The organism is Pseudazoarcus sp. NS34, from assembly GCF_059703725.1.
On sequence record NZ_BAAKIZ010000001.1, the window covers coordinates 928,805 to 943,914 of the forward strand.

Below are 15,110 nucleotides of genomic sequence, written 5' to 3' on the forward strand. Positions count from 1 at the left end.
ATGAGTGACAAGCAAACCCATTTCGGCTTTCAGACGGTCGCTGAAGGCGACAAGCGCCACAAGGTAGCTCAGGTCTTCTCTTCGGTTGCGCAGCGCTACGACATCATGAACGACCTGATGTCCATGGGCCTGCACCGGCTGTGGAAGGCCTTCGCCATCCAGCTCTCCGGCGTGCGCGAGGGCTCGCGTGTGCTCGACGTTGCTGGCGGAACCGCCGATCTGTCACTGGCCTTTGCAAAGCGCGTAGGCAAGAGCGGGCAAGTGTGGCTGACCGACATCAACCACGCCATGCTGTCCGTCGGACGCGACCGCGGAGTGGATCGCGGCACGATGTTGCCAGTGGCGCAGTGCGATGCCGAAAAGCTGCCATTCCCATCGGATCATTTCGATTGTGTGACGGTGGCCTTCGGTCTGCGCAACATGACCCACAAGGACGTCGCACTGGCCGAGATGACGCGCGTGCTGCGACCCGGCGGACGCCTGCTGGTGCTTGAGTTCTCCAAGGTGTGGAAACCGTTGGCGCCGGCCTATGATTTCTACTCGTTCAAGATCCTGCCGTGGATGGGTGAGCGGGTGGCGCAGGATGCCGAGAGCTATCGCTACCTCGCGGAGTCGATCCGCATGCACCCTGACCAGCAGGAACTCAAGGGCCTGATGGAACGCGCGGGGCTTGCACGAGTCGAATATTTCAACATGACGGCCGGCGTAGTCGCGCTGCACCGCGGTTTCAAGCTTTGAGGAGAACACGCCCGACGGGCGTGCCGATCAGGCCGGCGAAGACCGGCATTTTTGTGGAGCAAGGCAACACATGAGACACCTTTTCATCACGCTGATCGCAGCGGTATTCACCTTCGGCATGATGGTCCCCGAAGCGGAAGCACGTCGCTTCGGCGGTGGCAGCAGCTTCGGCATGCAGCGCCAGATGGCGCCGCCGCAAGCCCCGCGCCCAGCCGCCACGGCGCCGGCTCGTCAGGCCCCGGGCGCCGCCGCACCGGCACGTTCGTCGTGGATGGGGCCCATTGCCGGCCTCGCCGCCGGTCTCGGGCTGGCAGCGCTGTTTTCGCATCTGGGTCTTGGCGAAGAGTTGGCTTCATTCTTCTTGATCGCCTTGTTGGCTTTCGGCGCCTTCATGCTGTTCCGCATGCTGACTCGCCGCGCCACAGCTGACGCCGGCGGCAACCGACCCATGCAGTACGCGGGCAACGCACCTGGAGCGCTCGGCGGTGCCGCACCGGCTTCGATGAACGAGATCGGTGGCGGCGCCTCTGCGCCGACCAATGCACTGCGCGATCAGCTCGACGAAGAAGCCTTTCTGCGCCAGGCCAAGCTCAACTTCATCCGGCTGCAGGCCGCCAACGATCGCGGCGATCACGAAGACATCCGCAGCTTCACGACGCCCGAAGTATTTGCCGAGATCTGCATGCAACTCAATGAGCATCCGCCGGCAGAGAGTCAGCAGACCGACGTCGTCGAACTCGATGCCGAGGTGCTGGATGTGGCCGAAGACGGGCGTCGCTACGTCGTCAGCGTGCGCTTCAATGGCTTGATCCGCGAGGAAGCCGATGCGGCACCGGCCAGCTTCGATGAAGTCTGGCATCTGGTGAAGAACATCGACGGATCCGGCGGCTGGCTGGTAGCCGGTATTCAGCAAGGCGCCTGACGACTGCGCTCTGGGCACTTATGAACACGTCCTTGTTCGGGCAGGGTTTCGTCGCTGCGGTCAATCACGTACTCGTGCGCTCGCCGTGGGCGTGCGAGCGCCTGCAGGCCTTCTCCGGTCAGCAGTTTCGCATCGACGCTGCTCCGTTTGCGCTCGATGCAAGCGTCGCTCCGAACGGCTTGCTTGCCGCAGCGTTGAAAACGGCGGAGCCAGACGTAACGCTGGTCTTGCCGTTGGCTGAGGCGCCGACGATCCTTTCCGGCGGCATGGACCGGCTGATGAACCGCGTGCGCATTACCGGCAACGCGGAGTTCGCCGAGGCCCTCGGCTTCGTATTCCGCAATCTGTCCTGGGACGTCGAAGAGGACCTCTCCCGGGTCATCGGCGACATCCCGGCGCATCGAATCGTCAGCGGCGTGCGCGACCTCGGCGCAATACAGGCGCGCGCGATTGAGGGCCTGAGCGGCAACCTTGCCGAGTACCTGACTGAAGAGGGGGGCGTGATCGCCTCACGTTCCGAAGTCGACCAGTTCCGTGACGATGTTACGCAGCTGCGCGACGCGATCGCGCGTCTGGAAAAACGCACCGCACGACTTCGCAAGAGCAGCTGAGAGGCTTGCCGCCACAAACAAAAAGGGCAACCGCATGCGGTTGCCCTTTTTAACTACGTACAGCCGACGCTCAGTGGCCGCGCTTCTTCATGCGCTGGATGGCGGCGATCTGTGCAATCGCTTCCATCAGTTCGGCTTGAGCCTTGGCGTAATCGACTTGTCCCGAGCGGTTCTGCAGGGCCTCTTCGGCCAGACGCTTGGCTTCCAGCGCCTTGGCTTCGTCAAGGTCGGCACCACGGATGGCGGTATCGGCCAGCACGGTCACCAGACCCGGCTGAACTTCGAGCAGGCCACCGGCGACGAAGATCACCTCTTCGGCTTTCTGATTGGGCAGCTTTACGCGCACGGCACCCGGACGGATACGGGTCAGCAGCGGCATGTGGCCGGGCAGAATACCGAGCTCGCCGGCTTCACCGGGCAGGGCAACAAACTCTGCCAGACCCGAAAAAAGCTGCTCTTCTGCACTTACGACGTCGACATGAACAGTCATGGCCATGGGTTGTCCTTATGTTCTGGCTGCGCGGCGGGCGAACCCGCCGCACTGCGCCATCAGAGTTTCTTGGCCTTTTCCATGGCCTCTTCGATGCTGCCGACCATGTAGAAAGCCTGCTCCGGCATGTGATCGCACTCGCCGTTCACAATCATCTTGAAGCCAGAGATCGTGTCTTTCAGCGGTACGTACTTGCCCGGCGCGCCGGTGAACACTTCGGCCACGTGGAAGGGCTGCGACAGGAAACGCTGGATCTTTCGCGCACGGCCCACGGCCAGCTTGTCTTCCGGCGACAGTTCGTCCATGCCCAGAATCGCGATGATGTCGCGCAGTTCCTTGTAGCGCTGCAGGGTCTGCTGAACCTGACGCGCGACGCCGTAGTGCTCTTCGCCAACGACCAGCGGATCGAGCTGGCGGCTGGTGGAGTCGAGCGGATCGACGGCGGGGTAGATACCCAGCGCGGCGATATCGCGGGACAGCACGACCGTGGAGTCGAGGTGGAGGAAGGTCGTTGCCGGCGACGGGTCGGTCAAGTCATCCGCGGGAACATACACGGCCTGGATCGAGGTGATCGAGCCCACCTTGGTCGAGGTGATGCGTTCCTGCAGACGGCCCATTTCGTCGGCCAGCGTCGGCTGGTAACCCACCGCAGACGGCATACGGCCGAGCAGTGCGGACACTTCGGTACCGGCCAGCGTGTAACGGTAGATGTTGTCGACGAAGAACAGGATGTCACGGCCATCGTCACGGAAACGCTCGGCCATGGTCAGGCCGGTCAGCGCCACGCGCAGACGGTTGCCCGGCGGCTCGTTCATCTGACCAAACACCATCGCGACCTTGTCGAGAACGTTGGAGTCCTTCATCTCGTGGTAGAAGTCGTTGCCCTCACGGGTACGCTCGCCCACGCCGGCAAACACCGACAAACCCGCGTGCTGCTTGGCGATGTTGTTGATGAGTTCCATCATGTTGACGGTCTTGCCGACACCGGCGCCGCCGAACAGGCCGACTTTGCCGCCCTTGGCGAACGGGCAGATCAGGTCGATAACCTTGATGCCGGTTTCGAGCAGCTCAACCGACGGGGACAGCTCGTCGAACTTCGGTGCCTTGGCGTGAATCGGACGCAGCTCGTCGGCTTTGATCTCGCCGGCTTCGTCAATCGGGCGACCCAGCACGTCCATGATGCGGCCCAGCGTGCCTTCACCGACCGGCACGGAAATCTGCGCACCGGTGTCCGACACGGCCATGCCGCGACGCAGGCCGTCGGTCGAGCCCAGTGCAATGGTACGCACCACGCCGTCGCCGATCTGCTGCTGCACTTCAAAGGTCAGACCCGCTTCAACGATGGCGCTGCTGGTGTCTTCGAGCTTGAGTGCGTTGTAAACCTTGGGCATCGATTCGCGCGGGAACTGGATATCCACCACGGCGCCGATACACTGAACGATCGTTCCTTGACTCATCGTCATTTCCTTAAAAGCAATAATCCGTTAGACCGCGGCTGCGCCGCCGACGATTTCCGACAGTTCCTTCGTGATCGCTGCCTGGCGGGTCTTGTTGTAGACCAGCTGCAGTTCACCAATCACGTTCTTGGCGTTGTCGGACGCGGCCTTCATTGCCACCATCCGCGCACTCTGTTCGGACGCCATGTTCTCCACCACGCCCTGATACACGACGGTTTCGATGTAACGCAGCAGCAGTTCATCGACCACCACTTCCGGCGACGGCTCGTAGAGGTAATCCCACGAGGCATCAGGCGTTCCGAGCTGCTCGCCGGTGACCGGCAGCAACTGCTCCAGCACCGGCTCCTGCTTCATGGTGTTCACGAAGCGGGTGTAGGCCACATACACGGTGTCGAGCTCTTCCTCGCGGAAGGCATCGAGCACGACCTTCATCGGGCCGATGATCTTGTCGAGGTGAGGCGTATCGCCAAGCTGCGTCACGTGCGACACGACCTTGGCGCCGATGCGCTGCATGAAGCCGAGGCCCTTGTTGCCGATTGCGCACACCTGAACTTCGCTGGCGCCGCTGCCTTCCCATTCCTTCATCGCGTTGACGACGATGCGCTGGATGTTGGTGTTGAGACCGCCACACAGCCCTTTGTCGGACGTCACGATGATCAGGCCGATCTTCTTGCCTTCGGCCTTGCGCACGACGAACGGGTGACGATAGTCAGCCACGTTCGCCTGCGACAGGTTGGCGGCGAGCTGGCGGATCTTGTCGGCATAGGGGCGAGCCTGCCGCATCCGTTCCTGCGCCTTGCGCATTTTGGATGCAGCGACCATCTCCATCGCCTTGGTGATCTTGCGCGTGTTCTGAACGCTCTTGATCTTGGTCCGGATTTCCTTACCGCTTGCCATTTACGCCTCCCTCAGCGATTTCAGGACCAGGTCTTCTTGAACGCTTCGATGGCAGCGGCGAGTTCTTTCTCACCCTCAGCGTCGATTTCGGCCTTGGTCTGGATGCTGTTGTACAGGTCCGCGTTTTGGGCTTCGATGTGCTTGTGCAGCGCCGTTTCCAGAGCCAGCAGACGGCTCACTTCGACGTCGTCGAAGTAACCCTTGTTGACCGCAAACAGCGTGATCGCCAGCTTGGCCACCGACAGCGGAGCGAACTGCGCCTGCTTCATCAGTTCGGTCACGCGACGACCGCGCTCGAGCTGACGACGCGTGGCCGCATCGAGGTCCGAGGCGAACTGCGCGAAGGCCGCCAGTTCGCGGTACTGCGCGAGGTCGGTACGGATACCGCCGGAGAGCTTCTTGACGACCTTGGTCTGCGCTGCACCACCGACGCGCGACACCGAGATACCGGCGTTGATGGCGGGACGGATACCGGCGTTGAACAGGTCGGTCTCGAGGAAGATCTGGCCGTCGGTGATCGAGATCACGTTGGTCGGAACGAAAGCGGAAACGTCACCGGCTTGGGTTTCGATGATCGGCAGCGCGGTCAGCGAACCGGTCTTGCCCGTGACTTCACCATTGGTGAACTTCTCGACGTAGTCGGCGTTCACGCGAGCAGCACGCTCGAGCAGACGGGAGTGCAGATAGAACACGTCACCCGGGTAGGCTTCGCGGCCCGGCGGACGGCGCAGCAGCAGGGAGATCTGGCGATACGCCCAGGCCTGCTTGGTCAGATCGTCATAAACGATCAGCGCGTCCTGACCACGGTCGCGGAAGTATTCGCCCATGGTGCAGCCGGCGTAGGCCGACAGGTACTGCATCGCGGCGGACTCGGAAGCCGAGGCGGCGACGATGATGGTGTATTCCAGCGCGCCATGCTCTTCGAGCTGACGGACCACGTTGGCAATGGTCGAAGCCTTCTGACCGATCGCAACGTAGACGCAGAGCATGTTCTGCCCTTTCTGGTTGATGATCGCATCGACGGCGACGGCAGTCTTGCCGGTCTGGCGGTCACCAATGATCAGCTCGCGCTGGCCACGGCCGATCGGCACCATCGAGTCGATGGCTTTCACACCGGTCTGCACCGGCTGCGAAACGCCTTCACGGGCGATCACGCCCGGAGCGACCTTCTCGATCTTGTCGGTGATCTTGGCGTTGATCGGGCCCTTGCCGTCGATCGGCTGACCCAGCGCATTCACCACGCGACCAAGCAGTTCCGGACCAACCGGCACTTCGAGGATGCGGCCGGTCGCCTTGACCGTGTCGCCTTCGGAGATGTGCTCGTAGTCACCCAGGATGACCGCGCCGACAGAGTCACGCTCAAGGTTCAGCGCGAGCCCGAAGGTGTTGCCCGGGAACTCCAGCATCTCGCCCTGCATGACATCGGCGAGACCGTGAATACGGGTGATGCCGTCGGTGACCGAAACAACAGTGCCTTCGCTGCGCGACGAGGCGCCAAGCTTCAGGTCCTGGATCCGGCTCTTGATCAGCTCACTGATTTCAGAGGGGTTGAGTTGCATTTTGCGATAACTCCTAGTTCTTGAGCGCAGCGGCCATGTTCGCGAGCTTGCCGCGGACCGAGGTGTCGATGACGTCGTCGCCGACGGCAATCCGGACGCCACCGATGAGTTCGGGGTCCAGACGCACGTTGACGTTGAGCTTGGCTTTGAAGTGGGCCTCAAGATCCTTCTTGAGGGTGGCCAGCGCTGCGTCGTCGATGGCGAAAGCCGAACTGACGTCGGCTTCCAGCACACCTTCGTGTCCGTTCTTCTTGGCTACGAACAGATCGCGGATTTCCGGCAGCACCTGCAGGCGGTCGTTCTCGATAAGGACGCGAACGAAGTTCTGCTGATCGGCGGAGAGGCCCTCGCCCGCGACGCCCATCAGCACGGAATACACCTGATCGTCCGAAAGTTTCGGATTGCGGATGACTTCCTTCATCGATGCGTCGGACACGATGGCGGCAAGGCTTTGCAGGGCATCCAGCCAGGCCCCAAGCGCCTTGTTGCCTTTCGCCTGCTCAAACGCGGCATCAGCGTAGGGGCGCGCGATGGTGAGGTTCTCGGCCATGACTTATTGCAGTTCCTGTTTCAGGTTTGCCAGCAGCTCGTTGTGGGCCTTGGCATCGATCTCGCGACGCAGGATGCGCTCCGCGCCAGACACGGCGAGCGCCGCCACCTGGTCACGCAGTTCTTCCTTGGCGCGTTGCATCGCCGAAACGGCTTCATTTTCGGCTGCGGTACGGGCCTGCTCGACGATACGCGCACCTTCGGTACGCGCTTCCTCGATGAGCTTGGCGGCCTGCTTCTCCGCGGCGGTGCGAACATCGCCGGCGGATTCGCGCGCCTTGCGCATCTCTTCGACGGCTTTCTTCTCAGCCAGCTCGAGGTCGGATTTGGCCTTGTCCGCAGCTGCCAGCCCGTCGGCGATCTTCGCCGCGCGCTCATCGAGTGCCTTCATGATCGGCGGCCACACGAATTTCATCGTGAACCAGCCGAGAATGAAGAACACAACGATCTGGGCTATCAGGGTTGCGTTCAGATTCACTGTTCTTGACCCTCGTTGGGTGTTGAGGTGGTATCGATCAGGCGACGACGAACGGGTTGGCGAAGGCGAACATCATCGCGATACCAACGCCGATCAGGAACGCGGCGTCGATCAGGCCGGCCAGCAGGAACATCTTGGTTTGCAGGGCGTTCATCAGTTCCGGCTGACGGGCCGAAGCTTCGAGGTACTTGCTGCCCATGATGCCGATGCCGATGCACGCACCGATGGCGCCCATACCGATGATCAGACCAGCAGCCAGAGCGACGTAACCGAGAGTGACTTCCATGACAACTCCTTGAAGAAAGGTGACTAGTTAAAACGGCGGATGATACAGAAAATCAATGGCCTTCATGCGCCTGACCGACGTACACCAGAGTCAGCATCATGAAGATGAAGGCCTGCAGCACGATGATCAGGATATGGAAAACTGCCCAGATCGAACCGGCAACAATGTGGCCCAGGAAACCGAACACGGTGGCGGTGCCGCCGAGCAGTGCAATCAGCACGAACAGCAGCTCACCGGCGAACATGTTGCCGAACAGTCGCAGGCCGTGAGAGACGGTCTTGGCGAGGAACTCGATCATCTGCATGACAAAGTTCACCGGCCACAGCAGCGGGTGCGCACCGAACGGAGCGGTGAAGAGCTCGTGGATCCAGCCGCCGACGCCCTTGATCTTGATGTTGTAGTAGAAGCACATCAGCAGCACCGAGATCGCCATGCCCAGCGGCACGTTGATGTCGGCCGTCGGCACGACGCGCATGTACGCCTCGCCAGCGTGCTCCACGAAACCCAGCGAAGCCATGGCAGCGCCCCAGGCCATCGGGATCAGATCAACCGGCACGAGGTCCATGGTGTTCATCAGCAACACCCAGATGAATACCGTCAGCGCCAGCGGTGCCACGAACTTGCGCGACTCGGCGCTATGGATGATGCCTTTGGCCTGGTCATTGACCAGATCCACCATCATCTCGATCATGCCCTGGAAGCGACCGGGCACGCCCGAGGTCGCGGAACGCGCAACACGCCACAGGACGAACACCGTGAGCGCGCCGAGGCCAAAGCCCCAGAACACGGAGTCGAGGTTGATGTAACTCCAATCAACGATGTTTTCCTGCCCATGACCGGTCTGATTCAGGTTGGTCAGGTGGTGTACAACGTACTCGGATGCGGTCGGAGCGTGCCCGGATGCCATGATTATGTCTTCACCAGAAAAGCAAACAAATTCGCCTTGAGCGCCAGAATCAGACCGATGAACAGACCGCCCCAGTGGAGGTCTTCATACAAGGCCTGAATCAGCACCAACAAACCTACGATCGCGACGATCTTGATGAACTCGCCGATCATGAAAGTCACCGCCGTCACCGGACCGGGATGCTTCGAGACCGCCTTCATGCGGAGCGCGAACAGCAAGTTCGGCACCGCACACACCAGACCCGCGAGGGTTGCAGAAACCGCGCCATGGACCCCGAAAAAAACGGCCGCCAGGGCCGCTGCAATGAGGGTCGCGCACATCTGCAGAAATACGACTTTCAGCATGGATCGCTGCCTTTTCTCCCCCGTTCGGGAGGCGCCGACGGCTGAAAATCCGGGCAATGGTAGGGGTTAACCTCTATCAAGTCAAACCTGTTCGGCCGCATGTTTTCAGGGAATCCGCGCACGGCAGGGTTTGCGCCCGAGGGTGGCGGGCCTCAGACTGCGGCTTTCGCCAACAACGGGCCTGATCGATGATCCGCACCTCCCGCGCCAGCCGCCGCGAGATCTTCGGCTGGAGCATGTTCGACTTTGCCAACCAGGCCTACACGCTACTGATCATCACGGTCATTTTCGGCGACCTGTACACCCGCATCGTCGTGGCGGACGCGCCCGATTACCGTATCGGCAACCTGATGTGGAGCCTGGCGCTATGCCTCTCTTATCTGTTGGTGGTACTCACTGCGCCCTTGTTCGGCACGATCATGGACCACGCCCGCGCCAAGAAGCGGCTGCTCTTCGCGAGCTACATCGCCACCGTTGCGGCCACCGCCCTGCTGTACTTCGTTGCACCCGGCTGGATCTGGCTCGGCTTCTTCCTGATCGTGCTGTCGAACACCGCCTATTCCATCGGCGAATCCTTCATTGCGAGCTTTCTGCCCTTCCTCGGAAAACCGCGCGAATTGGGCAAGGTGTCCGGATTCGGCTGGGCGCTGGGCTACGCCGGCGGGCTGATCGCAGCGGTGTTTGCGCTGATCTTCCTGGGCGAAGTCAGCTTTGACAATTTCGAGCGCGTACGTTGGGTCGGCCCCTTCGCCGCCGCATTCTTCCTGTTTGCTGCGATTCCCACCTTCCTGTGGCTGCGCGAGCCGGAGATCGGCGTGCGCCGGCCGCTGGATGGTGGTGTAGTCGCCGCCGGTTACGGCCGCTTGCGCGAAACGCTGCGCACCGCCGCGCAGTATCCGGACCTGCGCCGCGTGTTCATCTCGATCCTGTTCGCGATGGCGGGTGTGTATGTGATCGTCGCTTTCTCGTTCATCTACGGTGCGCAGGTCATCGGTTGGAGCGAGGGCACACGCACGCTGATGTTCATCGTCGTGCAGCTCACCGCACTGGGCGGAGCACTGCTGTTCGGCTGGCTGCAGGATCGCCTTGGCGGGCGGCCAACCTACGCGGTGACACTGCTGCTATGGATCATCGCAATCCTGGCGATCTATTTCGTTGCCGAGATTACGGCTGTACTCAACGCCACGCTCGGAACCAGTCTGCTGACCGAGCAGGTGTTCCTGTTCGCCGGCCTGCTGTCGGGGCTCAGTCTGGGGTCGAGTCAGTCGGTCGGGCGCGCGCTGGTGGGCGCCTTCTCACCACCCGAACGGGCGGCCGAGTTGTTCGGCTTCTGGGGGCTGTTCTCGAAGCTCGCTGCGATCTTCGGCATTTTCGGCGTCGGCCTGCTGCAGCTGGCCCTGGGGCTGCAAGGTGCGGTGCTGTTCTGCATCGTGCTGTTCGTCGCCGCGCTGGTTCCGCTGGCAGCCGTCAACGAAGCGCGCGGCATTGCTGCCGCGCACGGGAAGGCCGAGTAAAGCCTACTTGAGTCGGCCGAGCAGCCCGTCGAGCTGATCCAGATCGCCGAAACGGATCGACAGCTCGCCGGCACCCTTGCGGTTGGCGCGGATCTTCACCGTTGCGCCGAGCTTGTCGGCCAGCTCTTCCTGCAAACGCAGCAGGTCGCGATCAGGGGCCGCCGGCGTCTTCTGCGCATGCGGATTGAGCATGCGATACACAAGGTGTTCCGTCTCGCGCACCGAATGACCGCGCGCCGCGACCTGATTTGCCACCTGAATCTGGCTGGCCTCGTCGAGCGGCAGCACGGCCCGGGCGTGGCCCATGTCGATGTCGCCGGCCATCAGCAATTCCTGCACCTGCGCGGCCAGATTGAGCAGCCGCAGCAGGTTGCTTGCTGCCGAGCGCGAACGCCCGACCGCGTCGGCCGCCTGCTGGTGGGTCATGCCGAATTCGTCGACCAGGCGCTGGATGCCGGCGGCCTCTTCGAGCGGGTTGAGGTCTTCACGCTGGATGTTCTCGATCAGCGACATCGCCAGCGCGGCTTCGTCCGGAATCTGGCGCACCAGACACGGCACATATTCGAGCTCGGCCAGACGCGAAGCGCGCCAGCGGCGTTCGCCGGCGATGATCTCGTAGCGGTCCGGTCCGACCGGGCGCACCAGGATGGGCTGCATCAGCCCCTGCGCGCGGATCGACGCCGCCAGCTCGTCGAGCGAGCCCGGATCCATGCGCGTGCGTGGCTGGTACTTGCCGGGCTGCAGGCGGTCGAGCGCCAGCGTCTGCAGTTCGCCCTTGTCTTCGTCGTCGCGGTTACCGGCCAGCAGGGCATCCAGCCCACGGCCGAGGCCTTTCGGTTTTGGTGGCGTCATGCGTGTTTCCGGAGTGTTGCGAAGGGGCGCGTCACAGCGTCTTCACCCGTTCGATCATTTCCTGCGCGAAGGCCATGTAGGCCTGCGCGCCCTTGGCGCTGCGGTCGAACAGCACGCCGGGGATACCGTGGCTGGGGGCTTCGGCGAGGCGCACATTGCGCGGCACGATCGCCTTGAAGACCTTGTCGCCGAAGTGCCCTTCGAGCTGGTCCGAGACCTGTTGCTGCAGCGTCATGCGCGGATCGTACATGACGCGCAGCAGGCCGATGATCTTCAGGTCGCGGTTGAGGTTGGCGTGCACCTTCTTGATGCTGTTGACTAGGTCAGTCAGACCTTCCAGCGCGTAGTACTCGCACTGCATCGGGATGATCACGCCATGGGCGGTACACAGGCCGTTGAGCGTGAGCAGAGACAGCGAAGGCGGGCAATCGACCAGGATGAAGTCGTAGTCTTCGACATACGGTGCGAGCAGGTCGCGCAAGCGCGTTTCGCGGCGCTCGAGCTCGACCAGCTCAACCTCGGCACCGGCCAGATCGCGGTTGGCCGGCAGCACGTCAAAACCGCCGGTAGGCGACGTGACGCGCACTTCCTCTAAAGCCGCGATACCCACCAGCGCGTGATAGATCGAGTGACCCAGGCTGCGTTTCTCGACGCCGCTGCCCATGGTGGCGTTGCCCTGCGGGTCGAGGTCGATCAGCAGGGTGCGCTGCCCGGCCTCATGCAGGGCGGCCGCGAGGTTCACGCAGGTGGTGGTCTTGCCGACGCCCCCTTTCTGGTTGGCGACGCAGAAGATTCTTGCCATCAGTCCCGTTCCAGGATGATCAGATGTCGTTCCGCGTCCAGCCCCGGAACCGTCAGCGGCAGCGCCTCTACGACGCGCACGTCGGCGGGCAGTGACGCGAGTTCGTCCCGAGGATACACGCCTTTCATCGCCAGGAAGCGCCCGCCGGGCCCGAGCAGATGACGGGTGAGTTGCACGAAATCGGTAACGTCCGAGAAGGCGCGTGAGATCACGGCATCGAACGGCACATCCGGCATCACATCCTCGACGCGCGCATGCACCGGCGTGAAGTTGGGCAGCTGAAGCTCGATCTTCGCCTGCTGCTGAAAGCTCGATTTCTTGCCGACGGTTTCAATCGACGTAATCGCCAGATCGGGCTGCACGATGGCCAGCGGAATGCCGGGCAGGCCGCCGCCCGAGCCGATGTCGGCCAGCCTCGCGATGCCTGCCAGATGCGGCAGAACAACCAGCGAGTCGAGCAGATGGTGGGTGATGGCCTGCTCGGGCGAGCGGATCGCGGTCAGGTTGTAAACGCGGTTCCACTTGCCCAGCAGCGCGGCAAAGGCGAGCAGGCTGGCGCGCGCTTCCGGGGAAAGGTCGAGCTTGAGTTCCGCAAGGCCGCGGTCCAGCAGGGCCGCCTCGCTCATGCGGTTTTCTTGTTCGTTGTGCCGTCGGGCAGCCCCGAGTCCGCGTTGCGGCCAAGCGTGGAGCCCTTCGCGCGCATCAGCTCATTGCGTTTGAGCCAGACCAGCAGCAAGGAAACCGCCGCCGGCGTCACGCCTTGGATGCGGCCGGCCTGGCCGATGGTCTCGGGACGGTGCGTGTTGAGCTTCTGCTGCACTTCCTTGGAAAGACCTCGCACCACCGAATAGTCGAAGTCGGCCGGCAGGCGCGTGGACTCGGCCTGCAACTGGCGCGTCACCTCGTCCTGCTGACGGTCGATGTAGCCCTGATACTTGGCGGCAATCTCGATCTGCTCGACCACCGCAGGGTCGATGTCTTCGCTTGCTGGCGCGCCGGGCAGGCTCATCAGGCCGGCATAGGTGGCCTCGGGGCGGCGCAGCAGTTCGAAGAAGCGATATTCGCGTTCCAGCGCCTTGCCCAACACGCGCTCGGCGTCCGCGGCCGGCACGTTCGCCGGATGCGCCCAGGCAGCCTTGAAACGTGCTGTTTCGCGCTCGATGGCGTCACGTTTGCGGCAGAAGGCCTCCCAACGCGCGTCGTCAACCAAGCCCAGCTCACGGCCTTTTTCGGTCAGGCGCAGGTCGGCGTTGTCCTCGCGCAGCTGCAGGCGGTATTCGGCACGCGAGGTGAACATGCGGTACGGCTCACTCACGCCGCGCGTGATCAGGTCGTCCACCAGCACACCCAGATAGGCCTCGTCGCGGCGCGGGCACCACGCCTCGCGGCCCTGCACCTGCAACGCGGCATTGGCGCCGGCGAGCAGGCCCTGCGCGGCCGCCTCTTCGTAACCGGTCGTGCCGTTGATCTGGCCGGCGAAGAACAGGCCGTTGAAGCTCTTGGTCTCGAGGCTGGACTTGAGGTTGCGCGGGTCGAAGTAGTCGTACTCGATGGCGTAGCCGGGGCGCAGGATGTGGGCGTTTTCCATGCCGTGAATCGAGCGCACGACGGCCAGCTGCACGTCGAAGGGCAGCGAGGTCGAAATCCCGTTGGGGTAGATCTCGTGCGTCGTCAGGCCTTCCGGTTCGAGGAAGACGTTGTGCGTGTCCTTGTCGGCGAAGCGGTGGATCTTGTCTTCGATCGACGGGCAGTAACGTGGGCCCACGCCCTCGATCACGCCGGAATACATCGGCGAACGGTCGAGGTTCTCGCGGATGATCTGGTGCGTGCGCTCGTTGGTGTTGGTGATCCAGCACGGCATCTGGCGCGGATGCTGCGCGGCCGAGCCGAGGAAGCTGAACACCGGCACCGGATCATCACCGGGCTGTTCCTGCATCACCGAGAAGTCGATGCTGCGCGCATCCAGCCGCGGCGGCGTGCCGGTCTTCAGGCGCCCCTGCGGCAGCTGCATTTCCTTCAGGCGTTGGCCCAGCGATATCGACGGCGGATCGCCGGCACGACCGCCGACATGGCTTTGCATGCCGACGTGGATCAGGCCGTTGAGGAAGGTGCCAGCCGTCAACACCACGGCGCGGGCCTCGAAGCGCAGACCGATCTGCGTCACAACACCGGTGACGCGCTCGCCCTCAACGGTGATGTCATCCACCGCCTGCTGGAACAGTGTGAGGTTCGGCTGGTTCTCCAGCCGATGACGGATTGCCGCCTTGTACAACACGCGGTCAGCCTGCGCGCGGGTAGCGCGCACGGCCGGGCCCTTGGAGGCGTTGAGGATGCGGAACTGGATGCCGCCCTCATCGGTGGCCTCGGCCATCGCGCCGCCGAGTGCGTCCACTTCCTTGACGAGATGGCCCTTGCCGATGCCGCCGATCGACGGGTTGCAGCTCATCTGGCCGAGCGTTTCGATGTTGTGCGTAAGCAGCAAAGTCTTCGCGCCCATGCGCGCGGACGCAAGCGCAGCCTCGGTGCCGGCATGGCCGCCACCCACAACAATCACATCAAAGGAGTCTGGATATCGCATGGCGCACCCCGGCGCGTGAAATTCGGCGAAGGGCGGGATTCTACGCCCGCGGGGCGCAAAATCCTAGGCAGGCCAAGACGAAAATCATGCTCAAACAGTTACTTGCAGAAAACCACCGCACCCGAA

17 protein-coding genes are annotated in these 15,110 nt (G+C 62.8%); 4 read left to right on the forward strand and 13 right to left on the reverse strand.

Annotated features, from left to right (window positions below):
• From ubiE to AC6H0N_RS04490, 3 genes are all read left to right on the forward strand, one after another.
• Positions 1 to 738 (forward strand): bifunctional demethylmenaquinone methyltransferase/2-methoxy-6-polyprenyl-1,4-benzoquinol methylase UbiE, encoded by a 738-nt coding sequence (gene ubiE / locus AC6H0N_RS04480; protein WP_497572856.1) that lies wholly within the window; start codon positions 1 to 3, stop codon positions 736 to 738.
• 70 nt (positions 739 to 808) lie between these two features.
• The gene (locus AC6H0N_RS04485) at positions 809 to 1,660 is read left to right on the forward strand and encodes a Tim44 domain-containing protein (RefSeq protein ID WP_497572857.1); all 852 of its coding nucleotides are present in this window, start codon (positions 809 to 811) and stop codon (positions 1,658 to 1,660) included.
• A gap of 20 nt (positions 1,661 to 1,680) precedes the next feature.
• A complete protein-coding gene (locus AC6H0N_RS04490; RefSeq protein ID WP_497572858.1) occupies positions 1,681 to 2,271 on the forward strand; it encodes a ubiquinone biosynthesis accessory factor UbiJ in 591 nt (196 codons plus the stop codon).
• A gap of 70 nt (positions 2,272 to 2,341) precedes the next feature.
• Here the strand turns inward: AC6H0N_RS04490 and AC6H0N_RS04495 are convergent, their stop codons facing one another.
• The 9 genes from AC6H0N_RS04495 to AC6H0N_RS04535 are packed head-to-tail and all read right to left on the reverse strand — an operon-like array spanning position 2,342 to position 9,238.
• Positions 2,342 to 2,767 (reverse strand): F0F1 ATP synthase subunit epsilon, encoded by a 426-nt coding sequence (locus AC6H0N_RS04495; protein ID WP_497572859.1) that lies wholly within the window; start codon positions 2,765 to 2,767, stop codon positions 2,342 to 2,344.
• A gap of 53 nt (positions 2,768 to 2,820) precedes the next feature.
• Complete coding sequence (atpD, locus tag AC6H0N_RS04500; protein WP_497572860.1) at positions 2,821 to 4,218, reverse strand: F0F1 ATP synthase subunit beta; 1,398 nt, start codon at positions 4,216 to 4,218, stop codon at positions 2,821 to 2,823.
• Between the two features lie 27 nt (positions 4,219 to 4,245).
• A complete protein-coding gene (gene atpG / locus AC6H0N_RS04505) occupies positions 4,246 to 5,115 on the reverse strand; it encodes a F0F1 ATP synthase subunit gamma (RefSeq protein WP_497572861.1) in 870 nt (289 codons plus the stop codon).
• Between the two features lie 20 nt (positions 5,116 to 5,135).
• Positions 5,136 to 6,674 (reverse strand): F0F1 ATP synthase subunit alpha, encoded by a 1,539-nt coding sequence (gene atpA, locus AC6H0N_RS04510; RefSeq protein WP_497572862.1) that lies wholly within the window; start codon positions 6,672 to 6,674, stop codon positions 5,136 to 5,138.
• A gap of 13 nt (positions 6,675 to 6,687) precedes the next feature.
• Entirely contained in the window at positions 6,688 to 7,224 is a 537-nt protein-coding gene (locus AC6H0N_RS04515) for a F0F1 ATP synthase subunit delta (protein WP_497572863.1), read from the reverse strand.
• A gap of 3 nt (positions 7,225 to 7,227) precedes the next feature.
• The gene (locus tag AC6H0N_RS04520; RefSeq protein WP_497572864.1) at positions 7,228 to 7,701 is read right to left on the reverse strand and encodes a F0F1 ATP synthase subunit B; all 474 of its coding nucleotides are present in this window, start codon (positions 7,699 to 7,701) and stop codon (positions 7,228 to 7,230) included.
• A gap of 37 nt (positions 7,702 to 7,738) precedes the next feature.
• Entirely contained in the window at positions 7,739 to 7,987 is a 249-nt protein-coding gene (gene atpE / locus AC6H0N_RS04525; protein ID WP_497572865.1) for a F0F1 ATP synthase subunit C, read from the reverse strand.
• Positions 7,988 to 8,039: 52 nt separating this feature from the next.
• A complete protein-coding gene (gene atpB / locus AC6H0N_RS04530; protein ID WP_497572866.1) occupies positions 8,040 to 8,894 on the reverse strand; it encodes a F0F1 ATP synthase subunit A in 855 nt (284 codons plus the stop codon).
• A gap of 2 nt (positions 8,895 to 8,896) precedes the next feature.
• The gene (locus AC6H0N_RS04535; RefSeq protein ID WP_497572867.1) at positions 8,897 to 9,238 is read right to left on the reverse strand and encodes an ATP synthase subunit I; all 342 of its coding nucleotides are present in this window, start codon (positions 9,236 to 9,238) and stop codon (positions 8,897 to 8,899) included.
• A gap of 188 nt (positions 9,239 to 9,426) precedes the next feature.
• On the opposite strand from AC6H0N_RS04535, the gene AC6H0N_RS04540 reads away from it, so the two are divergent.
• Positions 9,427 to 10,752, forward strand: coding sequence for an MFS transporter (locus AC6H0N_RS04540; protein ID WP_497572868.1), 1,326 nt, complete (start codon positions 9,427 to 9,429; stop codon positions 10,750 to 10,752).
• Between the two features lie 3 nt (positions 10,753 to 10,755).
• Here the strand turns inward: AC6H0N_RS04540 and AC6H0N_RS04545 are convergent, their stop codons facing one another.
• The 4 genes from AC6H0N_RS04545 to mnmG are packed head-to-tail and all read right to left on the reverse strand — an operon-like array spanning position 10,756 to position 14,984.
• The gene (locus AC6H0N_RS04545; RefSeq protein WP_497572869.1) at positions 10,756 to 11,604 is read right to left on the reverse strand and encodes a ParB/RepB/Spo0J family partition protein; all 849 of its coding nucleotides are present in this window, start codon (positions 11,602 to 11,604) and stop codon (positions 10,756 to 10,758) included.
• Positions 11,605 to 11,635: 31 nt separating this feature from the next.
• Positions 11,636 to 12,406, reverse strand: a complete 771-nt coding sequence (locus tag AC6H0N_RS04550; protein WP_497572870.1) for a ParA family protein — start codon at positions 12,404 to 12,406, stop codon at positions 11,636 to 11,638.
• Entirely contained in the window at positions 12,406 to 13,032 is a 627-nt protein-coding gene (rsmG, locus tag AC6H0N_RS04555; RefSeq protein ID WP_497572871.1) for a 16S rRNA (guanine(527)-N(7))-methyltransferase RsmG, read from the reverse strand. Before rsmG ends, AC6H0N_RS04550 begins: the two co-directional genes overlap by 1 nt.
• Entirely contained in the window at positions 13,029 to 14,984 is a 1,956-nt protein-coding gene (gene mnmG / locus AC6H0N_RS04560) for a tRNA uridine-5-carboxymethylaminomethyl(34) synthesis enzyme MnmG (protein WP_497572872.1), read from the reverse strand. The genes rsmG and mnmG overlap by 4 nt, the downstream gene beginning before the upstream one ends.
• Positions 14,985 to 15,110 lie beyond the last annotated feature (126 nt).